The following is a 25,679-nucleotide window of genomic DNA, read 5'->3' as shown; positions in this document are numbered from 1 at the left end:
ATAAGTAGGGGAGTGTTATGCTATGATCGTATCAAAACGAATGACAGCTAATCCTACTACCATTACCTCAGCCATGACTGTTGTTGATGCCTTACAGCTTATGCGCAACAACAAATTTCGCCGCTTACCGGTGGTAGATAATGGTAAACTGGTTGGTATTGTTACCGACAGAGATCTGAGGGAAGTATCTGCTTCGCCGGCAACATCTTTGTCAGTATTTGAACTAAACTACCTTTTGTCCAAAATGCAGGTTAAAGATATTATGACAAAAAAGGTAATGACAATTAGTGTTGACGCCGCAGTGGAAGAAGCCGCGCTCGTAATGTATAACAATAAAATTGGCGGGTTAGTTGTTGTTGACGCCAATCAACAGGTTGTTGGTATTTTAACGGAAACCGATATATTTAAAGCTTTCGTTGACGCTATGGGGTTGCCTCAGGGCAAAACTCGTCTTACGATTCTTGTGCCTGATCGGCTGGGCGTTGTTAATGATATTTCCGGTGTGTTTAAAGAGCAAGGTGTCAGCATGGGCAGCTTTGTCAGCTATCCGACAGAAGATGGGAAGTATGAAGTAATTATTCGCGCCGACATAACAGATGTAAAAACACTTACCGACAAGCTGGCCTCACTGGGATATCCGGTGCACCATACTGCTCATATTGGCTAAGTGAATGGAAAAGCTGTGAAAATTTTACACATTTCTTTTGCTGTGCTAATATAATAAGTATAGGAACAGGCGGTCGGCTATTGCCGACGTAGCCGGGCAAGTTAAGCAGCAGGTTAAGCCTGCGGGACCTATGCGGTCCCGTTGGCTTAACCTACTTTGTTTTATTGGAGGGAAGAAGTTTGGAAGCGAAGAGCGGTCAATTAAAGCAGCAAACGGCGCGGCTATCGGTAGTGTCTAATACGCTGCTGGTTGTACTTAAATTATTGGTCGGTATATTTACTGGGGCTGTCAGCATTATTTCTGAGGCTGCCCATTCGGCAGTTGACCTGATTGCTGCTTTGGTAGCCTATGTTGCTGTAAAAAAGTCCAGCCAGCCACCAGATAGTCAACATGCCTATGGTCATGGTAAAATTGAAAACCTGTCAGCCGCCTTTGAAGCTGTACTCATTGTAATGGCTGCACTCTGGATTGTATATGAATCAGTACAAAAGATAAACTCGCCGCATATTCCGGAATATTTGGAGTATGGATTGCTGATAATGGCAATATCGATGATTGTAAACTATTGGGTATCCAGAAAACTTTATGATGTAGCTAAGAGTACCGGATCGCATGCCCTAGAGGCTGACGCGTTACATCTGAGAGCCGATATCTGGACAAGTGCTGGCGTGTTTATCGGGCTTGGAATTATCAGAATGACTGGGCTATACTGGCTTGATCCGGTTATTGCTATCGTTGTAGCTTTAGTTGTATTTAAGGCTGGCTTCAGTATGACCATGAAGAGCGTTTATGAGTTGACTGATGTTAGTTTGCCAGAAGAAGAGGCAGCAGCAATCAGAGACATTGTTAAAACTCATCCGGCAGTTATGGCCTTTCATCAGCTGAGAACCAGGCGGTCAGGCAGCAATCGACAGATTGACATGCATCTGGTGCTGCAAAAAGATATGAATCTTGCCACCGCACATGCTGTGTGTGATGAGATTGAGGCAAAGATAAAGAGCCAATTTTCTCCGTGTGATGTTGTTATCCATCTGGAACCGTGTGATTATCTTGATGGTTTTAGCACTTGTCCGTCAGAATGCAGCGAAAACTGCAAGTTTGAGTAAATAGCCTCTATATGAAAACCATAAAGATTTTTTTTTCAGCAGGGTATAAGCTATTCAGGGTATAATATATAGCAAAGATAGTAGCAAAGGAGGTGCATTACTTGTGGTAAAACTTACAGAATATACCCAGCGTGGTGGGTGAGCGGCTAAGGTGGGGCCAGGGGACCTGGCCGGAGTATTGAGTAAGCTGCCAGTGATGCAGAATTCTAATGTGCTTGTGGGCATTACTACATCGGATGATGCCGGAGTATATAAACTGAACGCAACAACGGCTTTGGTACAGACGGTTGATTTTTTTACACCTATAGTCGACGATCCCTATCTGTTTGGACAAATAGCGGCCGCCAACAGCCTGAGTGATATTTATGCTATGGGGGCAACGCCGTTGACGGCACTAAATCTAGTAGAATTTCCCAACTGTAAATTGCCGGGGGAAGTTTTATTAGCAATTTTGCAAGGGGGACAGGATAAAGTAGCTGAGGCCGGAGCCGTAATTATTGGCGGTCACACCATTGACGATAATGAGCCTAAATATGGATTGGCAGTTACCGGGATTGTACATCCGGATAAGGTTTGGACAAATGCGGGGGCTCAGCCTGGAGATTGCTTAATTCTAACGAAAGCGTTGGGAACTGGTATTTTAGCGTCGGCCGCGCGGGCTGATCTATTTCTTCACGGAGTAGCTGCAGCTATAACCAGTATGGCAACCCTCAATGCGGTGGCTGCCAAGGTGGCAGAAGGTTTTAGTATTCATTCATGTACAGATATTACTGGTTTTGGTCTTATTGGTCATGCCTATGAGATGGCGGCTGGCAGTAAGGTAAGGATCGTTATTGACAGCGGGGCACTACCACTGTTGCCGGAGGCCGCTGAGGCTGCGGCCATGGGATTAGTGCCAGGCGGGGCATATGCTAACAGGAGTTATTTAACAACAGTCACTTTTGCAGAGAGTGTGCCGGAATCGATTAGAGATATTTGCAGTGATCCGCAAACATCAGGCGGGCTATTGTTTGCAGTACCCGAAGCAGAGGCTGACGAACTGATGCTGGCGCTGCATTCAGCCGGAGTAGTACCAGCCAGTAGGATTGGATATGTAACTAGCAAGGGGAGTGGAGAAATTTATGTCAGATAGAATTGTTGATTGCCGGGGCATGGCTTGTCCTGGGCCGGTTATTACTACGAAAAAGGCGATTGAGGAGACTAGCTCCGGGCGGATTACCATTATTGTTGATAATGAGGTAGCCAAGACCAATGTTACCAAATTTGCTGCAGCCAATGGACTGGGGGCCGCCGTGGAAGTCAAGGACGGGCACTACTATATTAGCATTGTTAAGGGAGCAGGCCAGCTTTTAGAGGTTGATAAAAGCCAAGCCACTACTACTGACGCTGGCAATCAGGTCTACTTAATCACCCAGGATACCTTGGGACATGGTTCACCTGAACTGGGGGCTGTACTTATCAAGGCGTTTATGACAACTTTATTAGAGGTCAAGCCGCTGCCGGCGACAATCTTGCTGCTTAATGCCGGGGTCAAGCTCACGGTGCAAGGCTCACCTGTGCTGGATCAACTGACAACCCTTGCCAGCCGGGGAGTGACCATTCTGTCATGTGGCACCTGCCTTGATTATTACCAGCTTAAGACTAAAGTGGCAGTTGGTGAGATAACCAACATGTACACTATTATAGAGACAATCACTCAGAACAAAACTGTGACCTTATGAGCAGGTGATCTTATTATTTATCCGGAGTATGAGCGGCTGATTTCTTTTGATTCGGTGCATCAGTCCATAAAGGCAGAAAAGGTTTTAGGACAAAACGGCATGGCCTTCTATGCCTTGCCAACACCGCGGGAAATTGATATTAGCTGTGGGCAATGTTTACTATTTAAGACATCTCAGCAAGCAGCCATTATGCAGTTATTTGCGGTAGGCAAGGTGCGTTGGTCAAAACTATTCCGCCGGATAGCGGTAGGCCAGACGTATCTTTACGAAAAGATTACCGAGTATGGAGGTTCACATGGAACAGCTGCTGACATCTGATTTTTGGCTGGGGATGACTATAAAAATTATTCGTTTGGCGGCCATTGCGATTGGTGGCTCGCTTGTGTTGCGCTTTACCAATCTACTGATAGAGCAATTTTTCATTCCTAAGCCGGGAAGTAAAACAATTTACCTGGAGGAGCAACGTGCCAGGACTCTAAGTGGGCTTTTACACAGTGTTATTCGGTATACTATCTATTTTTTTGTGATTGTGATGCTGCTGCAGGAATTCAAGATTGATACTACCTCCATTGTTGCCGGGGCTGGTATTATTGGTTTGGCATTAGGTGTTGGCGCCCAGAGTTTGATTAAGGATTTTGTCACTGGTTTTTTTATCATTTTAGAAGATCAGTATGGAGTCGGTGATTATATAGTCATTAGTGATATGGCCGGTACGGTGGAGGAAATTGGCTTTAGGGTTACCAGACTGCGGGATGCCAATGGTATACTTCATATTGTTCCTAACGGCTCGATTACTAAGGTAAGTAATTATACCAGGGGGCATATGCAGGCTATTGTTAATGTGCCTGTTCCTTATGAGGCTGACATGGAGCAAGTGTTTAGTCTTTTAAATGCGGTCTGTGTTACTATCGGACAGACTGCACCCGAGGTAATTGACGGTCCCAGTGTACTAGGTGTAGTTGATCTCAAGCCAGGCGAGATCGTCATTCGTATAATTGCCAAAACTGTGCCGTTGCAACAGATCAAAGTAGAAACCGCGTTGCGCCGATTAATAAGAGAAAAGTTTACCGAAGCAAAGATTCCACCGCCGCAGCTGTTTAATCAGGCGGGTTTACCTGAAATAAGAGTATCCAAAGCAGGAGGTTAATATGAATCAACAAAAATACAACTATAAGGTTGGCGAGGTTGTAAAAATGAAAAAGCCGCATCCTTGTGGCGGTGACCGCTGGGTGATAACTCGTACAGGTATTGATTTTGGGCTTAAATGTTTGCAATGTGGTCGGCAGGTTATGATTCCACGACCTAAGTTTGAAAAAGGGGTCAAGGCCGTTATTTCGGAGGGAAAAGGTTGAATTTTGGCCGGCATTATTTTAAAATAGATAAGTTAATATTTAGAACTTAAACAATCGGGCTGTAGACAATAACAGCTTTAAAGGTGGAGTAATATTACATGAGTACTAATCTGGAAGTAGGTATCATCGGCCTGCCTAATGTCGGCAAAAGCACATTATTTAATGCTATTACCAAAGCGGGGGCCGAGGCGGCTAATTACCCGTTTTGTACCATCGAACCCAATGTGGGAGTTGTCGATGTTCCTGATGCGCGGTTGGAGAAATTGACAGAAATGTATAAACCTAAGCGGACCATGCCTGCGGCTATGCGTTTTGTTGATATTGCAGGCTTGGTGCAGGGCGCAGCTAAAGGCGAGGGCCTTGGCAATAAATTTTTAGCGCACATCAGGCAAGTGGATGCGGTAGCGCAGGTGGTTCGTTGCTTTACCGATGATAATATTACCCATGTTGCTGGCAGCATTGATCCCATCAGAGATATCGAGATTATCAATACAGAGCTTTGCCTAGCTGACTTAGAAACAGTAGAAAAGCGCATCGACCGGGTGCAGAAAATGATAAAAGGCGGCGACAAAAAAGCGCTGACTGAATTAGAAATCTTAAAGCTGGTACAGCAGACTCTTAGCGATGGACAACCCGCTCGACGCGTTGTCAACGATGACGATACGGCCGATGCGATACGAGAACTGTTTCTGCTGACATTAAAACCCACCTTATTTGTGGCTAATGTTAGTGAGCAGGAAGCCGCCGATGCCGGTAGCAATCCGCATGTTGCTAAGGTGCGCGAGTATGCCGCCCGCGAGGGGGCTGAGGTCATTGTCGTATCTGCCAAGGTTGAGTCTGAGATTGCCGAGCTGCCTGATGATGAAGCCAGAGAGTTTTTAGCTGATCTGGGGCTGGAGGAATCAGGGCTGGATAAACTTATTCGTGCCAGCTTCACACTTCTGGGGTTGATGACCTTCTTTACCGCCGGCGAGCCTGAGGTACGAGCCTGGACGATTGTGCGTGGGACCAAAGCGCCGCAAGCAGCTGGAAAAATCCACAGTGATATCGAACGCGGCTTTATTCGGGCCGAGATTGTCTCTTATGATGACTTAATGGTTAACGGATCGCATGCTGCTGCCAAGGAAAAAGGCCTGGTGCGCCTGGAGGGCAAGGAGTATGTTATGCAGGATGGCGATGTCACTTATTTCAGGTTTAATGTATAGTATAGAAAAGAGCGGAGCGGGCTCAAAAAGCCGCTCTTTTCTTTTACTATATTCCACATAAAAAAAGTATAGCAAGGTATTAATGTGTAGTATGTATAGGAGGATAGCATAGTGGGCAGTAAGTTTAGAAGTTCCATTGTATTTAATGTATCGTTATTAGGAGCCGGACACTTTTTTAGCGATTTTTATGCTAATTTTTTACCGGCATTATTGCCGCTTGTTATGACACAGCTAGAGATGTCGCTGACCTTGAGCGGTATGCTGGTTATGGCTTATTCAGTTATATCCAGTATGCTGCAGCCTCTAGGCGGCTATCTGATTGACAAATATGGTTATGCCTGGCTTATTCTTGTTACAACACCGGTAAGCGCGGTATTTATTTGCCTGGCAGGACTAGCAAATAGCAAGTTTGCGTTATTCCTATTGGTTGGCCTAGCAGGTCTGGGGGCTTCTATTTTCCATCCGTTGGCTGCCAGTCTGATGGGGAAGGTGGTAACAGAGGAGACAAAGGGAACTGCCATGTCAGTATTTATATTTGGCGGTAATGCTGGCTTTGCCCTAGCTCCGGCTATTATTCTATACTGTTTGAATGCGGGCGGTACGGCCAGCTTGATATGGCTGATAATCCCAGGATTTATCGTAACTGGGGCGTCCTATTTGGCCGGTCTTCATAAAGTAGATATTAGTCCGGCAGCAAAACATAGTCAAACTGAGGTTGGCCAGCAAGGAGAGTGCTGGTACAAATCACGCGGGCTTATTCTTTTAAATTGCGTTAATGCGCTTAGGTCATGGATGCAAGTTGCGTTGCCTACTTTTTTGCCAGTGGCTCTTGCGAAGGCAGGACAGCCGCCGGCGGTGGTTGCCAGTATGCTGACAATATTTCTGATGAGCGGAGCGGGCGGTGCATTGCTTGGCGGCTGGGTAGGAGATAAGGTTGGGCGCAAGAATGCCGTGCTTGGTGCATTAGTATTGAGTTTGCCTGTTACGTATTTATTTTTAGTAAATATGAGTCCTTCGCCAGTAAGCTATTTATTATTAGCTGCCAGTGGTGTACTGATCCAGAGCACTGTTCCAACCTCGGTTGTGTGGGCACAGGAAATCATTCCTGATAATGCCGCGATGGCCTCAGGAATGATGTTAGGTCTGTCTTTTGGTCTGGGCGGTGTGGGCGCAGCTATTACCGGTGCTTTAGGAGATTATATTGGTCTTGAGGGGGCACTGCTGTGGTCACTTCTTTCCATTGTCATTGCTATTGCTATTGCCTTTGCCATTCCTCAACCAGGGCAGAAATCGCTTAATCTGACTGAGGTTACTATAAAAGCATCAAAACTTAATTGAATGCAAGTGTTTTTGCTTGCATTTACCGGATAATTAATGATATAATAATTTAGTCGCATACATAATGTGACATTGGTTTTGTTATGCAAGACCTTCCCTGCTCTCACTGTCGGGGGCCAATAGTCCATAGGAGGAGGTGATTTCGTGAGAAAATACGAAGTCGTGATTATTGTTAAGCCTGGTGAAGAAGAAGCAATTAATACTACTATCGCCAAGTTTGAAAACATTATTAAAAACACAGGCGGCAACGTGGAAAAGATTGACCGTTGGGGTAAAAAACGTTTGGCCTATGAAGTAAAAGACTTCATAGACGGGTATTACACCCTAATTAACTTTACATCTGAGCCGGCAACTGTATTCGAACTTGAGCGTGTGCTTAAAATTACCGATGATGTTCTGAAACACATGGTTATTAAATTGGAAGACTAATTCTTGAGCCAGGAGGTGTGAGGATATATGAATAAAGTCATCCTTGTCGGCCGCTTGGCACAAGATCCTGAAGTAAGATATACTCAGAGCGGCAAAGCGGTAGCTTCATTTAATCTGGCAGTTAACCGCTTCAGTAGCGGCCAGGGACAAAATAACGCAGATTTTATTCCGATTGTGGCCTGGGAAAAATTGGCCGAGACTTGTGGTAACAACTTGACAAAAGGCCAGAAGGTACTTGTCGATGGCCGGTTACAGATTCGTTCTTATGAAGCTAATGATGGTCAGAAGCGTCGCGTCGCCGAAGTCGTAGCGCAGTCCATCGAATTCCTGGAACGCAAACAGGCGCCCAGTGGGGATGCCGGGAATATAGATGTAAATTCATTCGGCAAAGATGTCTTCCCTGATGAGGAAATCCCATTTTAAAAGGGGGGTAAATAAATGGCTATGAAACGCGAAAGAGGCCGCAAACCGAAGAAAAAAGTTTGTAGTTTCTGTGTTGATAAAGCAACTGATATTGATTATAAAGAAGTTCCTAAATTGCGCCGGTATACCACCGAGCGGGGCAAAATTCTGCCGCGCCGCATTTCAGGCAACTGTGCTAAACATCAACGTCAATTGACACTGGCTGTAAAACGGGCGCGTAATATCGCCTTGCTGCCGTTTACTGCAGAATAACAAATAGAAAAGGGCAAAAATCCTATATGAGGGATTTTTGCCCTTTTTTTTTTACAGTAGGGTACAAAATAAGACTTTTGTCCTACTGTTTTTATTTTGTAAAAAAGGAATATTTCAATTTGCATGGAATATATAGGGAAAAGATGTATTGAGAATATACTGATAAAGATAGAATGAATAGATACCAAGGATGGTACAGATACCTGTCAGACATGGAGGATAAATCTGTGCAGTATGAGGATAAAGATGTTTCGTGCAAACTTAAAGCGACTATTCTTGCTGCCGCTCTTGATCAAGCGACGCTAGGCATTGCTGTAGTTGATACCCGACAAAGATATGTGCAGATCAATAAGCTGTTTAGCAATATAATGGAAATGGATTCTGAAAGACTGATTGGACGCACGATCTATGAGGTTATGTGCGAAAAATTCGGGGCTGTTCAGGCAGAAAAGCTAACGAATATTGCTAAGCAAATTATCACAACTGGCGGATGTTATACTATAAATGAGTGGAAATCACTGAATGGTTGGCAGTATATTGACTGGACGCTAAAACGACTGGAACTCGATGGGGTGGCTATTGCCTTACTTGTGACAATAGCGGATGTATCAAAGCATGTCCAATTGCGACGGGAAGTAGAGACTTACCAGCAACAGTTAGCCCATTTAGTTGCGAAAAATACCGCTGAGCTGCGTCGTGCTAATGAACAGTTTTATGCCGCTTTCAATGTTATGCCCAGCTTAATGAGCATTAGTGACCAGCAGGGGCGGATTCTTAATGCCAATAGCAGTTTCGTGAAAGTAACAGGTTGGAAAAAAGAAGAGGTTATCGGGCGTACTCCTGTCGAAATTGGTTTATGGTCGCAGGCGGTATTTGAAGATATTGAGTATAAATTTTGGCAGGAGGGGTATGTCCGCAATATGGAGATAACCCTTATGACCAAAGCTGGGCAGATCCGGTCTGCGTTGTTTTCAGCGGAAAAGATAGTTGTTGACGGAGATACTCAAATATTAGGGATGGCAACTGATGTCACAGATGCCAAACTTATGAAAAGTGAGATGATGCGCCTGGACGGTCTGGATCTTGTGGGCCAAATGGCGGCAGGCATTAGCCACGAAGTCCGGAATCCAATGACTACTGTCCGGGGTTTTCTGCAGATGTTGCTCAAGAAAGAGGAATGTAAGCCCTATCAGGAATATTTTGAGCTTATGATTACTGAACTAGATCGTGCCAATTCGATTATCTCCGAGTTTTTGGCAGTAGTCAAGAACAAGCCGTCTTGTCATGTTGAAACAGACCTAAATACGATTATTAAAGCGATAGAGCCTTTGCTGGCAACAGCTGCTGTAGCATCAGGCAGTACTGTTGTATTGGAACTGGGGAAGATACGCTGCCTTCTTTTAGATGATAAGGAAATAAGGCAGCTTTTACTCAACTTAGTTCGCAATGGCCTTGAAGCGATGGAACAACCAGGGGTAGTGACGGTTAGGACATACGAGGAAGAGGATCAGGTTGTACTGGCAATACAGGATCAGGGCATAGGTATTCCACCTCAAATTTTAGCCAAGCTGGGTACGCCGTTTTTAACCAGCAAGAATAATGGCACAGGCTTGGGTTTGACGGTATGCTATGGTATTGTTGAACGCCATAAGGGTAAAATTGAGGTAGCTACTGGTGCTGAAGGTACAACCTTCTATATTCGATTTAGTCAGTAAGTTAATGATAACACATTACTTTGGCCCCGGCTTTATAGCCGGGGTTTCCTACTATTTTCACCGATGGCCAAATGAGATTTAGCTGCAAATTGGGTTTAAGCCCCATCGGAAGCTCTCATCTTACTTTATCTAAAGTTAAAGCAGGAAATATGCAATTGCTTTTAGAATATAGTAAGGTGGAATAAGGAGGCGGTCGCGTGTTCTCCCAGGAATCGGATATCTTGCACAAGCTAAGGCTAATTGAGGGACTCAAAGCAGATCTGTTGACTGAAGTGGGAAAACTATATCAGGCGATGGCTCATAATAAGCGAGAGGCTATTGGGGACGCGCTGGCTCAACTAATAATTTCAGCCTTTGTTCTCGGGCGGCGTCTGGGGATTGAGTATCCCGAGATGGAGGAGATTGTAAATACTCGGCTTGGACACAATATAAAACAGGAAACAGAAACAGAACGTTGGTTTGGAGATATGAGCGAATATCGCCGCTATCTTCGCCAGAAGAGGTGACCTATGCAAAAAAGTCCGGTTAGACCAGTTGTCGAAGGCGGTGTACTTACCGCAGTTGCTATACTGTTTGCGCTCATCAGCACCTATTTGCCAATAATTGGTGCTTTCGTCAATTTACTTTGGCCTGTGCCGATCGTGCTTTTGGGTGTGCGGCATGGCTATAAATGGAGTATTATGGCTGTGGCTGCCTCAGGCGCTATTATTGCCCTTATCATGCACCCGCTTACGGCTGTATCGGTAGTGGTAGGTTTTGGCTTAATCGGTATTGCCTTGGGATATGGTCTAAGGCAGGGTTTTTCTCCTATCAAGACACTGCTCCTTGGGGCGTCAGCATCCCTAATTTCCAAGCTTGCAGTACTTGCTGTCACAGCTGCTGTAATGGGATTTAATCCCCTTAATCTGCAGACCGAAGCCATGGCCACAGGTCTTGAGCAGGCTATGGCTTTTTACCGGGGGATGGGCATGCCGGCAGAAGAACTGGCTCGCATGGAGGCTACCATGAAGCCCATGCTGGAGCTTATGAAAGTTATTTTGCCTGCGGGCTTTGTGTTAGCAGCGTTTGTTGACACCTTCTTAAACTTCCAAGTAGCGAAAGCTGTGCTGGCTAGACTGGGTCAGCGTATCGAATCATTTCCCCCTTTTCGGCATTGGTCGATGCCTCGTGCCACTGTCTATGCTTTAGCAGTGTCCTTTGTTGCTATCTATTGGGGTAAAACCAGGGAGCTTGAGTTATTGTCTAATACCGGCATGAACCTCCAGGTAATTACCACCATGCTTTTATTTGTGCAGGGGATGGCGCTGGTTTACTTTCTTACCGATAAATACAATTTGTCAAGAATTGTCCGCGGTATTATACTATTCTTGATACTGTCTAACCCTATATTCATGCAGGCGCTGATTATTGGTGGTGCCTTTGATCTTATTTTCGACTATCGTCAACTGCGTACTCCAAAAATGGAGTGACAGGAGGAAAAAACAATGCCGCAGGGACCCTCATTTTGGTTTGATACTCGTATCTACCTGGCCGTAACTACTGTTTTTGTGCTGATTATCAGCTATTATAATCCCTACGCGGCCGCATTGGGTGCGGTTCTATTATATATGCTTTATCTATATGGACGGGAACGCTATTCGGCCAGGCAACGGGAAGTAAAGAATTACTTGGAAACGATGGGACGTTGTGTGGACACCGCCGCCGCCCAGGTTTTTAATAAGTTGCCGCTAGCCATTGTAATTATTGATGATCAAGGAAGTATTCACTGGCGTAATAAATTGCTGACAGAATGGGTGACAGAACCGGTAGAACCCGGTCAGTCGTTACTAAAAATCTGGCCAACACTGCCACTTGATAAAATTGTAGGTAAAGATGGACAGATTAAGTTTTCGGTAGGCATGCGTCATTATGAGATTATCTACCGCGTGGCTGAGCCAACAGCTCTTACGGCGCTATATCTGTCAGATGTTACTGAATTTGAGGCTGACAAGGAAGCAGGTAACCGCATTCAGACAGTCTTAGCCTATATTCAGATTGATAATTATAGTGATGCATTAACTGGGCTGACAGAAAGTCAGCGTACGGCTATCCTAGGCGAGGTTAACCGGATGCTGGCAGAGTGGATGACAGAGCTGGATGGTCATCTGAAAAAGTATACGGAAGATACGTATATCGCTGTTGTAACCCGCTATGCACTTGACCGCCTAATGACTGGTGATAAGTTTGAGATTTTAGACAGAATTCGCGGCATACAGGCAGGCAACAAAATCCCTGTGACCTTAAGTATTGGCGCAGCAACCGGGGAAAACTCAATGGCAGAACTGGGCCAGCGGGCGCAGGCTGGGTTGGATTTGGCCTTAAGCCGTGGCGGGGATCAGGCAGCTGTCAATATTAGCGGGAAAGTCCAGTTCTTTGGGGGCAAAGCCAAGGCGGTTGAAAAAAATACTAGAGTTAAAGCCAGAATTGTAGCGCAGGCCATTAGGGAACTTATTGACCAATCGGATAGTATTGTGGTTATGGGCCATACGGGTGAGGACTTTGACAGCCTGGGGGCAGCCCTAGGTGTAGCCAAAATGGTTCGCCATATGGGTAAACAAGTGAAAATTGTTGTTAGTCAGCCAGGGATGGCTATTGACAAATTGTCGGAGTTACTGCTTGACTATGAGGAATACCGGGATCTATTCATATCGCCGATGCAGGCAGGGCTTTTAGTTAATTCCAGAGCACTGGTGTTTGTTGTTGATACCCATCGCCCTGAGCTGGCGGCAGCGCCGGATGTCTTAGCCAGAGCGGAGCGAACGGTTATTATTGACCATCACCGCCGGGCTGAGACGATTATTGCCAATACCCTGCTGATTTACCTGGAACCGTCAGCTTCTTCGACAAGTGAGCTGGTCACAGAGCTGTTAGGTTATTTTGATGATAAAATCGAATTAAACCGACTGGAGGCATCGGCGCTGTATGCCGGTCTGGTCGTAGACACCAAAAACTTTGCTGTTCAGACCGGAGTTCGGACCTTTGAAGCTGCTTCTTACCTGCGACGGTCCGGGGCTGACCCCACGCTGGTTCGGCATTTATTCCGAGTTGATTTTGAGACTATGAAGAGCCAGGCAACTATTATTGAAAATACCGAAATGCCACATGACGGGGTAGTGATTGCTGTCTGTCCGGTTGATATAAGAAATGCTCAGGTAACTGCCGCTCAGACAGCAGATATGCTGCTAAATATTGAGGGAGTACGTGTAAGCTTTGTTTTGTTTAATATCGAAGATGGCATTGGTATCAGTGCCAGGTCTACCGGCGATCTTAATGTCCAAGTCATTATGGAACAGCTAGGTGGCGGTGGTCATCAATCGGTAGCTGGTGCTAAAATGAAAAATATGGATGCTAAAACGGCTAAAGCCAAGCTGATAGAGATTGTTGATAGTTATATAAAGGAGAGTGCAACACATGAAAGTAATTCTGCAGCAAGAAGTGAAAAAACTCGGTAAAAAAGGTGATATAATTGAAGTATCAGAGGGTTATGCCCGCAATTATCTTTTGCCGCAAAAACTGGCCATTATGGCTACTGCCAATAACGTGAATAATGCCAATTTGCAAAAGGTTGCCGAGGAGCGCAAGAAAGAGCGTGCACTTGATGAGGCTAAGCTACTGGCAGCGCAGATGACTAAAATTACTGTCAGTATTCCTGTAAAGATGGGAGAAGGCGGTCGCTTGTTTGGCTCAGTTACGGCAAAGGATATTGCTGATGCTTTGGTTAAAGAGCATAAGCTTGAGCTTGACAAACGCAAAATTGAGCTTAAAGATGCGCTCAAGTCATTAGGAACCTTTACTGTACCCATTAAACTGCATCCGGAAGTTAGTACTCAGATTCAAGTGACCCTTAAAGCAGAGTAAGTTTTACTATTAGAAAGGTACTACCATGAAAGATTTTTTTAACAAACTAGTACGCAGCGGTAAATCTGACCGCGCTGCCAGCGGTTGCAGCAATCAGGAAGATCAACTTAAACGCCAGGTAGCCGCACTGTACGGTTTGTACACCGGTGTTCTAGGTGCAGAAAAAGTCGTGCTTAAAGCCGGAAAGCTGGGTGCGTTGGACCTTATGCGTTCTGCCCGCCTTGATGAGCGGGTGTTGGCGCTGCAAAAGCTGGTATTTGAGGATCCTACCCTTGATCAACTGCCGGCCCTGCAGAATATTCCCGAGATACTTAGTGAAATTGAAGACGAGTTAGCAGACCTCTGCGCCCGCCGTACGGTAGAAGACCGTATCGAAAAGAAAATTGCAGAAAAAATGGAAGAGCGCCATCAAGAATATGTACAGGAAATCCGCACCCAGGTTATTAAGGAAGAAAGCCCTGCTAATGTGGAAAATCCCCAGACACTCAAAAAATACGCACAATTGGAAAAGCTTGAGACCCGCAAATTAACCTGTTCGGCTATGGAGCTGTTGCGTCCGACTACTCTTGATGAAATTATTGGTCAGGAGCGGGCGGTCGAGGCTCTAAGAGCCAAACTGGCATCTCCCTACCCTCAGCATCTTATTCTTTATGGGCCACCCGGAGTTGGCAAAACTACGGCGGCCCGACTGGTATTGGAAGAGGCCAAAAAGACAAAAGGGACACCTTTTGCCCAAGAAGCACCCTTCGTGGAGGTCGATGGCACGACCTTGCGCTGGGACCCCCGCGATGTCACGAATCCATTGTTAGGCTCAGTTCATGATCCTATCTACCAAGGGGCTCGTCGCGATTTGGCAGACAGCGGGGTGCCTGAACCAAAGCCAGGCCTGGTTACCGATGCCCATGGCGGTATCTTGTTTATTGATGAAATTGGTGAAATGGATCCTATGCTGCAAAACAAGCTGTTAAAAGTGCTTGAAGATAAACGGGTATTTTTTGATTCGGCTTACTATGATCCATCAGATAGTAGTATTCCTAAATATATTAAAAAGCTGTTTGAAGAAGGTGCGCCTGCAGACTTTATCCTTATCGGCGCTACCACACGAGATGCCAGTGATATTACACCAGCCGTGCGTTCACGTTGTGCCGAGATCTACTTTGAGCCTTTAACCCCCAAGCATATTCAAGAAATTGTGTACAACGCAGCAGTCAAGCTCGCTGTGGTTACTGAGCCGGAAGTGCCGCAACTTATCAGTGACTATACGATTGAAGGCCGGAAGGCTGTCAATATTCTATCTGATGCCTATAGTATGGCGTTGATGCGGGTAGGGCAAGACCAACAGCTTGTTAGTATTACCAAAGCAGATGTCTACCGGGTAGTACAGGTTAGCCGCCTGTCACCTTATGTAAACCGCAAGGCAGCAGATACATTAGAAGTAGGTAAGGTATTTGGTCTTGGAGTCAGTGGTTATCTTGGTTCTGTGTTGGAAATTGAGGCTGTAGCATTTCCTACAGAAAAAGGCAAAGGTAGTATCCGGTTTAACGATACGGCCGGTAGTATGGCCAAAGACTCGGTATTTAATGCGGCTGCGGTTGTTAGGAAACTTACTGGCCAGGACCTGGCTAGCTATGACTTGCATGTCAATATCATTGGCGGCGGCCGCATTGATGGTCCATCAGCTGGTACTGCTATAGTTTCGGCCATTATTTCCGCCATTACCGGTAAACCTATCCGCCAGGACGTAGCCATTACGGGAGAAATCTCTATTCAAGGCCGGGTCAAGGCGGTTGGTGGTGTATTTGAAAAGGCCTATGGTGCCAAACAAGCCGGTATTGTGACGATGATTATTCCGCAAGAAAACAAGGCAGATATTCCGGAAGATCATTTAGGGCTTATTATTCGGCCTGTTGTCACAGTCGAAGAGGCCATGGCAGTTTTGTTTGATGAAATTGAGGTTGTTAGCGCCTAGAACGTTATTATATCGGAAAAGTCGCGCTGAAACAGGTAAGCAATGTAGTACTATGCCTGGATAAGCGTGGCTTTTTTAATTAAGTGAGGAGAAATTACATGATTGACCGCGTTCCACCCCAAAATGTTGAAGCTGAGCAGTCGGTACTGGGCGCTATGATGATTGAACGCGAAGCTATTTCGAAGGTATCTGAAATCATAAGACCAGAGGATTTTTACCGCGAGGCGCATCGACTGATTTATAATTCCATGATGGAGTTGTTTAATAAAAATGACGCAGTGGATTTGGTGACCGTTGTCGAGATATTGCGCCGGGATGAAAAGCTGGAAGTTGCCGGAGGGATTTCTTATGTTTCCGCACTAGCTAACAGTGTGCCGACAGCGGCAAATGTCATGTATCATGCCCGGATTGTCGAAGAAAAAGCACTGCTGAGGCAGCTTATTACTACTGCCACTTATGTAGCTGGTATGGGTTACGAAGCCAATGAAGAAGTGGCCGTCATCATGGATAAGGCAGAGAAGATGATTCTGGAGGTCTCCAAGCGCAAGGTTGGTCAGGAATTCGCGTCGATAAAAAATATTATATTTGATGTATTTGACAGGGTTTCTGAGCTGTACTCCTCCAAAGGCGGTATTACTGGCTTGGCGACTGGCTTTAAAGACCTGGACAAGCTGACATCTGGCTTGCAGCCTTCAGATCTTATCCTGATTGCTGCCCGTCCCAGTATGGGTAAAACAGCCTTTGTTCTTAATATTGCCCAGAATATTGCCATTAAGGAAAAACAAGCGGTGGCCTTTTTTAGTCTGGAAATGTCCAAAGAGCAGCTGGTACAGCGGATGCTCTGTTCTGAGGCTCCCATCGATGCCCAGCGCCTCAGGATTGGGGAACTTGAAAATAACGACTGGGATAAATTGGTGCGGGCTGCTGACCGCTTGGCTGCTGCGCCGATCTTTATTGATGATACTGCCGGCATTACCATTATGGAGATGCGTTCCAAAGCCCGCAGACTCAAAATTGAACATGATCTAAAGCTCATAATCATTGATTACCTGCAGCTTATGCAAGGTGGCACCGGCAGTTCACGCAGTGAAAATCGCCAACAGGAAATTTCCGAGATATCCCGTTCGCTAAAGGCCTTAGCCCGAGAGCTCAAGGTGCCGGTTGTTGCCTTATCTCAGCTTAGTCGGGGCGTAGAATCCAGACAGGTAAAAAAACCGATGCTCAGTGATTTGCGGGAATCGGGTTCACTTGAGCAGGATGCTGACATTGTCGCCTTCCTTTACCGTGAAGACTACTATGAACCGGAAACCGAAAACAAGAACATTACCGATGTTATTATTGCTAAGCACCGGAATGGCCCTGTTGATAGTGTCCAACTGTTCTTTCACAAGCAATTTACCAAATTTAGTGATTTGTCTAGATTGCCTGGGTAGTACATACCCTGTAAGGAGGCTGTCTAATGTTTTTACCATCACACTTACCATTGGTTCCAGCTCTTTATACCATTTGTTTCTTAACGTAACGCCGGTAAGCGTTAACCCCATATTTTCTTTGGCCGTTACCTAGTTTACCGCAAGTGTTGTGACATTGGCGATTTATCCGTTCTATCCTGTGGATAAACTACAGAGCATAGGTGAAATGAATATGTACGACTCTGTGGTGATTGAGCAGTAGTAACCCAATAGGGATAGTAGAATCTAGAAAATTAACAATAAAATAACAAAAAATATATAAATGAACATAAATTCGACAGTAAATGATAAAGCAATTGTTCTATAATAGGATAAAGTTAAATATTTGGTAAATTTGTCGAAAGGCAAAGACACAAAGCTATGGGTCTAAGGGCGAAGAGCCTATGATTGCCAAGCCGCCAACTAGCGTATGGTTGATTTTAGAGACAGGCGTTAGTCTGTCTACTTTGTTGTCCATTTTTAAGCATAATTCAGACTGTATTACGAGCAGGTGTCTGATAAAATAAAAAGTATGTTGCAAATTCAAGTGATGTCTGCAACTGCAGGAAACTGATCGTAATATTGTTTTCATCCATTTTGCTTAATGGACAAGGGAGAAACAAAGTTCGAAGAGCAAAGCTTTTAATGGGAGAAACAAAATGAGAACAAGGAGTTGCTGGAGTGCTTGAGTCATGTTTTGATAGTGATGGTTGCGTTAACAATGAAGAGTTTGAAAAAATCGCAAGACAATATAATAAAGTGATCTTGCGATATCTCAAAACCTATTACTTGCCTGGCGGGGATTATCACGATATGTATCAATGGGGCTTAATTGGCTTATATAAAGCCGTGCGCCATTTTGATGAGCAACGGGGAAAATCGTTTCGGTTGATAGCAGAGCTTACTATTAAAAATACAATTAAATCGGCTGTAACCATGTATAATCGCAAAAAGCATTGTTTTCTCAATGAAGCTATATCGTTGCATGGGGGGCCAGATTCACCCGGTATAAGCCTGGAGGCGGTATTTATTGATACCAAGCAAACAGACCCAGCTGTTCTTATTATTGAAGAAGAAATGGTAGAACGGATTGAGGATGAGCTGGAACACAGTTTGTCCTGCATGGAAAAGCAGGTCATTGATCTATATATCGCAGGCTATAAGCAACGCGAAATCGCTAAAAAGCTGAACGTACAGGAAAAGGTTATCGATAATGCGATCCAAAGAGTTCGCAGCAAAATGTCATTGAAGTTAAAGGACAGGGGTAGCTATAGCAAGAAAACCGGGCAGCTTAGTAAGCTCGGGTAGCGGCAAATCTTGCTTAGGTGGCAATGCGGTACCAGGAACATAGTTTAAATCAGTAGCAAACGGGCAGGCACTTTTTCGTCAAAAGTGTCTGCCTTTCTATATCTGTAAGAAACTATATCTTTTATGGTTTGCTTTACAACGCCGCATTGCAGTACAATAATTTTAGAATAAGGTAGGGCAACGGGGTGAATGGTTGTGGACAGTAGCAAACAGGCAGTTATTGCCCATGAAAAGATACTGTACACGGGACAGTAAAATTTGCGAGGAGGCTTTTGATTAATGAAAAAGGTTATTAACAATGCCGCACAATTTGTCCAAAGGGCAGCTGGATTTAGCAGCAAGGTAACCATTCACTTTGGCGGCAAAACAGTCGATGCCAAGAGTATACTGGCAATTATGGGTCTGGGGTTAGGTCAGGGAAGCAAAATAGAGCTAACTGCTGATGGACCGGACGAAGGCGAATGTCTTGACGCACTAAGGTCGTTGGTTGAAGGCAAATTTGGTGAGGGTTAACCAATGGAAGAGATATTATATGGAACTGGGGTTGTGCTAGGAATTGGTATTGCCACAGTAAAAGTATTGTCAAGTGATGAAACTGATTATTTAAAACAATATGAAGCAGGTACGCCGGTGCTGGAAGCAAGCAGACTGGCAAATGCTATCCAAACGGCAAGTGCTGATCTTGTACAGCTGAAAGAGGCTGCCCGAGTGGCCGGCCAACAGAAACAGGCAGATATTATGGATGCCCATTACACTATGGTTAATGACCCGGAGCTTGCCGCTACTATAGCTACTAAAATCGAGCAAGGTATAGCAGCGCCGCAGGCAGTGTTGGCAGCTGCAGAAGAATTTGCCGTCCTGTTTGATTCAATGGCTGATTCTTATTTGCGGGAACGGGCTGCCGATGTGCGCGATGTTGGTAGGCGTTTAACACGGCTCTTAGCCGGAACCGGACAAATCCAATATGGTTTTGAACCTGTAGTGCTATCTGCACAGGAAATAGAGCCCTCTCTGACGGCTGGTATGCCTGAGGGCCAAGTACGTGGCATGGTGCTGGGACGTGGAAGTACCACTTCACATACTATTATTATTGCTAAGTCGCGCTCAATACCGGTGATTACCGGGCTGGGCGATGCAATAAGCCGAATTACGAGTGGTATGCTTGCTATTGTTGATGGCTACACCGGCCAAGTTATTCTTAACCCGACGCCAGAGCATTTGGCCGAGTACCAAGAGAAAGCGGCCGCTGAGGCTGCCCGGAAATATCAGGACAGTCAAGTAGCTACTCTTGCGGCAGTCACGCAAAGTAACACAAAAATTCAACTAGCCGCCAATATCGGCTCTCCTGCCGACATGACTGCAGCGATCAAACAGGGGGCGGAGGGGGTTGGGTTATTTCGCAGTGAATTTTTGTTCCTGGGGCGTGATGTTCCGCCAAATGAAGAGGAACAATTTATCGCCTATAAAGCAGTTGCCGAGCAGTGTGGTCAGCATTTGTGTGTTATCCGGACGATGGACATTGGTGGTGACAAACCGCTGCACTACCTAAATATCAACAAAGAGGAAAACCCGTTTCTCGGCTTGAGGGCCATTCGTATCAGCCTTACGCGCCCGGAACTGTTTATTACCCAGCTCAAAGCCATTCTGCGGGCGGCGGCTTACGGTAACGTAGCCATTATGCTACCCATGATTATTAGCACTGCGGAAATTGCTGCCGCCAGACAGTATGTCAATCAGGCCCGGGTTGAACTTACCAAAGAGGGCAAGTCCTTTGGGGCTGCTGTGCCATTAGGCATTATGATCGAGACCCCGGCAGCTGCTGTTATCGCACGAGAATTGGCAACTGAATGTGAATTTTTCAGTATTGGTACCAACGACCTGGTGCAGTACACTTTGGCTGTTGATCGGGGGAATCCGGCGGTTAGTTCACTCTATAGTCACTTTCACCCGGCAGTACTCAGACTGATTGACAGTGTTGTTAAAGCTGGTCATGAGCACAAAATATGGGTAGGCATGTGCGGTGAAATGGCCGGAGATCTATTGGCGGCACCGCTCTTAACGGCAATGGGGTTTGATAAACTCAGTATGAATGCGCCTGCTATTCCCCGAATAAAAGAAGTAATCCGACGTTTTGATGACGAGCAAATGAGGCAAGTACTGGTTAAGGCACTCACATTAAAAGATGCGAACGATATCCGGGGTTTGCTCATTGAGTTTGTTCAACAAGCAGAGTAACAAGATTGACCTGCAGATAGTGGCTGCAGGTCAATCTTGTTTTTCCGAACGATATCTATATTATTGATATAATCATTCGATTTTTATTGACAGCCATTATCTGCTAATGCTATGATAAACAAGGGAAAAAAGGGGAAAAACTAGATAGAGTTATTTTCTACTATAGTATGCTCATTATCTCCGATATGTAGATGCCATGGCCTGGTTTGGGGTTGTAATGAATAGAATAAGCGAAAAAGCCGCAACTGGATAGAAATGGTTAGCTGCGAGGCGCACAGGAAGACACTACAGCGCCGCGTACTTAATGTACGCAAGTAATTAATGTGTCTGAGGGATAGCGACACAGATAGCCGTTTATATCCAGTTGCGTATGAAAGGATTGATGATATGTCTTCTGTAGTTGTCATTGGAACCCAGTGGGGTGACGAAGGAAAAGGCAAGATTGTTGATTACTTAGCTGAACAAGCCGACGTTGTGGTTCGGTATCAAGGTGGTAATAATGCCGGTCACACTGTAGTTGTTGACGGTACTGAGTTTAAACTGCATTTATTGCCGTCAGGCATATTATATTCAGGAAAGACTTGCGTAGTCGGCAACGGTGTCGTAATTGACCCGCCCGTTATGCTTAAAGAACTGCAAGATATGAAGGATAAAGGCATTGATACCTCAGGATTAAAAGTGTCTAATCGTGCTCATGTCATTATGCCTTATCACCGGCTGCTTGACGAAGTGGAAGAAGAGTCCCGTGGGGATCGTAAAATTGGCACAACCAAACGCGGCATTGGTCCGTGTTATATGGATAAAAACGCCCGTTCAGGCATCCGGATAGTTGATTTGATGGATGAAGAGGAATTCTGCTCTAAGCTGGAGTTCAACCTGGAAGCCAAAAATCATCTTTTAAAAGCTGTGTATGGTGTGGAGGGCTTTGACTTTGAACAAGTCAAACAGGAATACTTAGAGTATGCCCGTCAACTCAAACCGTATGTGACCGATACGGCATCTGTGCTGCATACTGCCATTAAAAATGGTAAAAAGGTATTATTTGAAGGGGCACAGGCCACCCAATTGGATCTGGATCATGGCACCTATCCTTATGTAACCTCCTCTCACCCTATCGCTGGCGGCGCCTGCATTGGCGCTGGTGTAGGGCCAACGCAAATCAATAAAGTAATTGGCGTAGTTAAAGCCTATACCACACGGGTTGGTGAAGGTCCTTTCCCGACTGAGCTTACTGATGAAGTAGGCCAAACGATTAGAGAAATTGGTCACGAGTATGGTACAACAACCGGTCGCCCCCGTCGCTGCGGCTGGCTGGATGCCTGCGTAGTACGTTATGCCGGTTATCTCAGCGGCATTGAGTATATGGCAATTACCCGCCTGGATATCCTTGACAGCTTGAAGACTCTTAAGATTTGTATTGGCTACAAATATAAAGGTGAGCTCTTAAACGAGTTTCCTGCCAGTCTCAAGGTCTTAGCTCAGGTTGAACCGATTTATGAGGAACTACCAGGTTGGCAAGAGCCTACCTGCTCTGTGAGAAGTTATGATGCGCTGCCGGCCAATGCGCGGCGTTATATTGAACGGCTGAGTGAAGTCAGTGGTATTAAGATTGGTATCGTTTCAGTTGGTCCTGGACGTGAGCAAACAATGATTCTTGATGATATGTTTTAAATGGACACCAAAAACATCCCGTCGCGGCGGGGTGTTTTTGGGTAATCTTTTAGCAGGCGGTAGGCTTTGCCGTAACGCTTGCTAAAGTAAACGTTTTCAGTAAAACAGTATTGACAAGCCTATATCCATATTGTATAATCTGATCTTGTGAAGATGATCCACTAGCTCAGTTGGTAGAGCACCTGACTTTTAATCAGGGTGTCCCGCGTTCGAGTCGCGGGTGGATCACCAGTGAATTTTGGCATCTTAGACATTGTTTAGGATGCCTTTTTATTATAGTTTTTTTCAAATTATCGAAAAGGGTGTTGCCAAACGTACGTAATTACGATATAATAACTTTCGTGGTAAGAATCGATTGCTTCTTATCCAGTTCATAGGTACTATTTAATTTTACTGGCCCGTTGGTCAAGCGGTTAAGACACCGCCCTTTCACGGCGATAACGGGGGTTCGATTCCCCCACGGGTCACCATATCGACGTGCGATATTCGACATACGACATTCGATAATTCAATTCGAAAATCGAAAGTCTAACATCGAATATCGAATACGTACGGGCGATTAGCTCAGCTGGGAGAGCGCCTGCCTTACAAGCAGGATGTCGGCAGTTCGATCCTGTCATCGCCCACCAAAGAAAAGGAAGAGTCTCTGGATTGCATTTCAAAGACTCTTCCTTTTCTTTTTCCTAAAATTAGCAGAATATTAAGTAATATAATCATCGGCCAGTATCCAAAAACAACTCTTCAGCAGCGATATTGTACAGTTCAGTAATTGTTTGTGGAAGGTGGGTGAAATTGCTATATATAATAGTAATAAGTTCATGTTGCGGGTAGGCGGAACTGTGCTCCTTTAGCGCCAGGAGAGTGTATTGGTTAATTTATCTGAATAGTTAAACAAGTGCATTTCTGCCTCTATGCCTTGATGCGTGATCTATATAATAAGGGAGGAGTGTTTTTCATGAAGGGAACAAACTACCCTAACCGCTGGCTGATTGCCTTGGCGGGAATCGTTATGCAGATTTGCCTGGGGACGGTATACGGCTGGAGTGTGTTTACCAAGCCGTTAATGGCAGCGCATAACTGGAGCAATTCAGAGGTTACCTTGACCTTTACCATTGCGATTGGCTTTTTGGCCATATCTAGTGCTGCAGGCGGTTATATTTTGGATACTAAAGGGGCACGTATTGTTGCTACTATCGGGGGCATTCTTTTTGGTTTAGGCACTCTTATTACAGGTTATGGTGACCAAATTGGGTCGCTCACAGTAATTTATATTGGTTATGGTCTGGTTTGTGGTCTAGGCCTCGGCTTTGGTTATATTACGCCAATTGCTACCCTGGTTAAATGGTTTCCGGATAAACGGGGCCTTATTACTGGGTTAGCTGTTATGGGTTTTGGTCTGGGTTCACTTATGCTTACTATGCTTTCACCCGGGATGATTGCCAGCATGGGTACTGCCATGACGTTTTACATTTTTGGCGGTATTTTCTTAGTTGCTGTTACCGGAGCTGCTCAGCTAATGGTGGAACCACCAATTGACTATGTACCGGCAGGTTGGATGCCGCCGATCGGCAAAAAAGCATCTGACGGCATGACCTTGGGTCAGGCTGTCGGTTCTAAGTATTTCTATCTTTTATGGGCTATGCTATTCCTCAATATTACGGCTGGCATTGCACTTATTTCTCAGGCTTCACCAATGGCGCAAGAACTTATGCCAAGCACTATGAGTGTTGGAGAAAAGGCCATGCAGGCTGGCGTTATCCTGGGTTTGTTTGCCATAGTTAATGGGTTGGGTCGGTTGTTCTGGGCATCTGTTTCTGACAAGATTGGCCGTCGTACGGTATTCTTCATTTTATTTAGCACACAGGCCATTGCCTTTTACTTTTTGTCGGGCACGCAGGATATGATGATGTTCACCATAATTTGTTCTTACATTTACGCCTGTTATGGCGGCGGGTTTTCTACCATGCCAGCCTATGCGGCTGACATCTTTGGCACAAAATATGTAGGCCGGATTTATGGTTGGATGTTAACCGCCTGGGGAGCAGCCGGTATTATGGGACCTATGTTGTTTTCCCGTATCCGTCAGGCTTCCGGCAATTACAGTGAAGCGCTCATTATCACGGCAGTGGGTTTAGCTATTGCTCTAGTGTTGCCTCTATTGGCTGCGCCGTCCAAAGCTAAAATTGAAGATGCTAAAGTGGCATAAGAAGATTTGTTGCTATGAAAAAAGATACCACATTTAGCTGTGTGGTATCTTTTTATGTTGCGACGCCAGTGAATTTAGGGGCCAGGAACGGGAGGTTGGTACCGTTGCCCAGGTGTCAATCGGAATAAAGCAGGTAGCAGCAAGTGCAAATAACAAAGCAATACGTGCTGACAGTATGGCAACGGCGATAAAGCTTTGTTTGAGTTGATCGGCCAGTTTCTTGGAAACGCCGATATAAAACATACCGATGATACGACCAGAATCGTCTTTTATTGGGGCATAGCCAGTTTGGTATTTAACGCCGACAACCTCAGCTTCGCCAATATATATTTTACCTCCAGTTAGCACGGTTTCAGTAACATAATCAGCCGCGAAAGTACCGGTTGCCCGACTGCCATCGCGCATGATATTGGTAGCAACACGGGTATTACTTAAAAATATGGTAACTGTGTCATCTGTTAAGCGACCAATTCTGTCTACTAATTCAGTACTATCATTAATCAAAGAAGTACCTTTATATAACTTACCATTGACCACATGCCAGGAACCGGGGTGCATATAGTCGGCAATTTCCTGGGCAGTGGCCAAATCAGATTTGGCTTTTTCAGCGATCGCTGCTTCAATTTGAGTATGCATGTCGCGGATAGTCATAATGCCAATAACCAGAGATATCAGCATTGCTGGCCCAATGAAAAAGACAGTAAACTTGGTTTTGAGACTAAGCTGCATAACAA

Annotated in this window: 25 protein-coding genes, 3 tRNA genes and 2 riboswitches; of the genes, 27 read left to right on the top strand and 1 reads right to left on the bottom strand. The window is 45.3% G+C overall.

What is annotated here, in order from left to right; genetic code table 11:
* Positions 1-22 precede the first annotated feature (22 nt).
* The 27 genes from SALPA_RS12425 to SALPA_RS12295 all read left to right on the top strand — a co-directional run bounded on the left by SALPA_RS12425 (position 23) and on the right by SALPA_RS12295 (position 24,945).
* On the top strand, positions 23-667 hold the full coding sequence (locus tag SALPA_RS12425) for a CBS and ACT domain-containing protein (protein ID WP_145094316.1): 645 nt from the start codon (positions 23-25) through the stop codon (positions 665-667).
* 51 nt (positions 668-718) lie between these two features.
* Positions 719-799, top strand: a riboswitch (NiCo riboswitch).
* Positions 800-846: 47 nt separating this feature from the next.
* Positions 847-1,773 carry a cation diffusion facilitator family transporter gene (locus SALPA_RS12420; RefSeq protein ID WP_145094313.1) on the top strand — a complete coding sequence of 309 codons (927 nt, stop codon included), beginning with the start codon at positions 847-849 and terminating at the stop codon, positions 1,771-1,773.
* Between the two features lie 103 nt (positions 1,774-1,876).
* Positions 1,877-2,905 carry a selenide, water dikinase SelD gene (selD, locus tag SALPA_RS12415; protein ID WP_145094309.1) on the top strand — a complete coding sequence of 343 codons (1,029 nt, stop codon included), beginning with the start codon at positions 1,877-1,879 and terminating at the stop codon, positions 2,903-2,905.
* A complete protein-coding gene (gene yedF / locus SALPA_RS12410) occupies positions 2,895-3,494 on the top strand; it encodes a sulfurtransferase-like selenium metabolism protein YedF (RefSeq protein WP_145094307.1) in 600 nt (199 codons plus the stop codon). Before selD ends, yedF begins: the two co-directional genes overlap by 11 nt.
* A gap of 12 nt (positions 3,495-3,506) precedes the next feature.
* Positions 3,507-3,812 carry a DUF3343 domain-containing protein gene (locus SALPA_RS12405; protein ID WP_145094304.1) on the top strand — a complete coding sequence of 102 codons (306 nt, stop codon included), beginning with the start codon at positions 3,507-3,509 and terminating at the stop codon, positions 3,810-3,812.
* The gene (locus tag SALPA_RS12400; RefSeq protein WP_145094301.1) at positions 3,790-4,641 is read left to right on the top strand and encodes a mechanosensitive ion channel family protein; all 852 of its coding nucleotides are present in this window, start codon (positions 3,790-3,792) and stop codon (positions 4,639-4,641) included. The genes SALPA_RS12405 and SALPA_RS12400 overlap by 23 nt, the downstream gene beginning before the upstream one ends.
* A gap of 1 nt (position 4,642) precedes the next feature.
* A complete protein-coding gene (locus SALPA_RS12395) occupies positions 4,643-4,846 on the top strand; it encodes a DUF951 domain-containing protein (protein ID WP_145094298.1) in 204 nt (67 codons plus the stop codon).
* A 98-nt stretch (positions 4,847-4,944) separates the two neighbouring features.
* The gene (gene ychF / locus SALPA_RS12390) at positions 4,945-6,051 is read left to right on the top strand and encodes a redox-regulated ATPase YchF (protein ID WP_145094295.1); all 1,107 of its coding nucleotides are present in this window, start codon (positions 4,945-4,947) and stop codon (positions 6,049-6,051) included.
* 111 nt (positions 6,052-6,162) lie between these two features.
* Complete coding sequence (locus SALPA_RS12385) at positions 6,163-7,389, top strand: MFS transporter (RefSeq protein WP_145094292.1); 1,227 nt, start codon at positions 6,163-6,165, stop codon at positions 7,387-7,389.
* A gap of 144 nt (positions 7,390-7,533) precedes the next feature.
* Entirely contained in the window at positions 7,534-7,818 is a 285-nt protein-coding gene (gene rpsF / locus SALPA_RS12380) for a 30S ribosomal protein S6 (protein WP_145094289.1), read from the top strand.
* 27 nt (positions 7,819-7,845) lie between these two features.
* Positions 7,846-8,241 (top strand): single-stranded DNA-binding protein, encoded by a 396-nt coding sequence (locus tag SALPA_RS12375; RefSeq protein WP_094606645.1) that lies wholly within the window; start codon positions 7,846-7,848, stop codon positions 8,239-8,241.
* A 21-nt stretch (positions 8,242-8,262) separates the two neighbouring features.
* The gene (rpsR, locus tag SALPA_RS12370) at positions 8,263-8,493 is read left to right on the top strand and encodes a 30S ribosomal protein S18 (protein WP_145101928.1); all 231 of its coding nucleotides are present in this window, start codon (positions 8,263-8,265) and stop codon (positions 8,491-8,493) included.
* Between the two features lie 227 nt (positions 8,494-8,720).
* Positions 8,721-10,208, top strand: coding sequence for a PAS domain-containing sensor histidine kinase (locus SALPA_RS12365; RefSeq protein ID WP_186451054.1), 1,488 nt, complete (start codon positions 8,721-8,723; stop codon positions 10,206-10,208).
* Positions 10,209-10,405: 197 nt separating this feature from the next.
* A complete protein-coding gene (locus SALPA_RS12360) occupies positions 10,406-10,714 on the top strand; it encodes a MazG-like family protein (protein WP_145094285.1) in 309 nt (102 codons plus the stop codon).
* Positions 10,715-10,717: 3 nt separating this feature from the next.
* Positions 10,718-11,677 (top strand): YybS family protein, encoded by a 960-nt coding sequence (locus SALPA_RS12355; protein ID WP_145094282.1) that lies wholly within the window; start codon positions 10,718-10,720, stop codon positions 11,675-11,677.
* Between the two features lie 15 nt (positions 11,678-11,692).
* Entirely contained in the window at positions 11,693-13,699 is a 2,007-nt protein-coding gene (locus tag SALPA_RS12350; protein ID WP_145094279.1) for a DHH family phosphoesterase, read from the top strand.
* A complete protein-coding gene (rplI, locus tag SALPA_RS12345; protein ID WP_094606650.1) occupies positions 13,659-14,105 on the top strand; it encodes a 50S ribosomal protein L9 in 447 nt (148 codons plus the stop codon). Before SALPA_RS12350 ends, rplI begins: the two co-directional genes overlap by 41 nt.
* Before the next feature lie 25 nt (positions 14,106-14,130).
* On the top strand, positions 14,131-16,074 hold the full coding sequence (lonC, locus tag SALPA_RS12340) for a Lon family ATP-dependent protease (protein WP_145094276.1): 1,944 nt from the start codon (positions 14,131-14,133) through the stop codon (positions 16,072-16,074).
* A gap of 98 nt (positions 16,075-16,172) precedes the next feature.
* On the top strand, positions 16,173-17,507 hold the full coding sequence (gene dnaB / locus SALPA_RS12335) for a replicative DNA helicase (protein WP_145094274.1): 1,335 nt from the start codon (positions 16,173-16,175) through the stop codon (positions 17,505-17,507).
* A gap of 356 nt (positions 17,508-17,863) precedes the next feature.
* Positions 17,864-17,949: riboswitch (cyclic di-GMP riboswitch) on the top strand.
* Between the two features lie 257 nt (positions 17,950-18,206).
* Entirely contained in the window at positions 18,207-18,833 is a 627-nt protein-coding gene (locus SALPA_RS12330) for a sigma-70 family RNA polymerase sigma factor (protein WP_145094271.1), read from the top strand.
* A gap of 279 nt (positions 18,834-19,112) precedes the next feature.
* On the top strand, positions 19,113-19,346 hold the full coding sequence (locus SALPA_RS12325) for an HPr family phosphocarrier protein (RefSeq protein WP_145094268.1): 234 nt from the start codon (positions 19,113-19,115) through the stop codon (positions 19,344-19,346).
* 3 nt (positions 19,347-19,349) lie between these two features.
* Positions 19,350-21,068 carry a phosphoenolpyruvate--protein phosphotransferase gene (ptsP, locus tag SALPA_RS12320; protein WP_145094267.1) on the top strand — a complete coding sequence of 573 codons (1,719 nt, stop codon included), beginning with the start codon at positions 19,350-19,352 and terminating at the stop codon, positions 21,066-21,068.
* A 387-nt stretch (positions 21,069-21,455) separates the two neighbouring features.
* Positions 21,456-22,739 carry an adenylosuccinate synthase gene (locus SALPA_RS12315; protein ID WP_145094264.1) on the top strand — a complete coding sequence of 428 codons (1,284 nt, stop codon included), beginning with the start codon at positions 21,456-21,458 and terminating at the stop codon, positions 22,737-22,739.
* 155 nt (positions 22,740-22,894) lie between these two features.
* A tRNA-Lys gene (locus SALPA_RS12310) sits at positions 22,895-22,970 on the top strand.
* A 164-nt stretch (positions 22,971-23,134) separates the two neighbouring features.
* Positions 23,135-23,209: transfer RNA gene (locus tag SALPA_RS12305), tRNA-Glu, on the top strand.
* Between the two features lie 83 nt (positions 23,210-23,292).
* A tRNA-Val gene (locus SALPA_RS12300) sits at positions 23,293-23,368 on the top strand.
* A gap of 326 nt (positions 23,369-23,694) precedes the next feature.
* Positions 23,695-24,945: an OFA family MFS transporter gene (locus SALPA_RS12295; protein ID WP_145094261.1), complete on the top strand. Its 1,251-nt coding sequence runs from the start codon at positions 23,695-23,697 to the stop codon at positions 24,943-24,945.
* Between the two features lie 33 nt (positions 24,946-24,978).
* Here SALPA_RS12295 and SALPA_RS12290 read toward each other — a convergent pair whose 3' ends face one another.
* Complete coding sequence (locus SALPA_RS12290; protein WP_145094258.1) at positions 24,979-25,674, bottom strand: cache domain-containing protein; 696 nt, start codon at positions 25,672-25,674, stop codon at positions 24,979-24,981.
* Positions 25,675-25,679: the final 5 nt, after the last annotated feature.

The sequence above is a fragment of the Sporomusa sp. KB1 genome, from assembly GCF_007830295.1.
Taxonomy (GTDB): domain Bacteria; phylum Bacillota; class Negativicutes; order Sporomusales; family Sporomusaceae; genus Sporomusa.
This window is presented reverse-complemented; position numbering and strand designations above follow the sequence as displayed.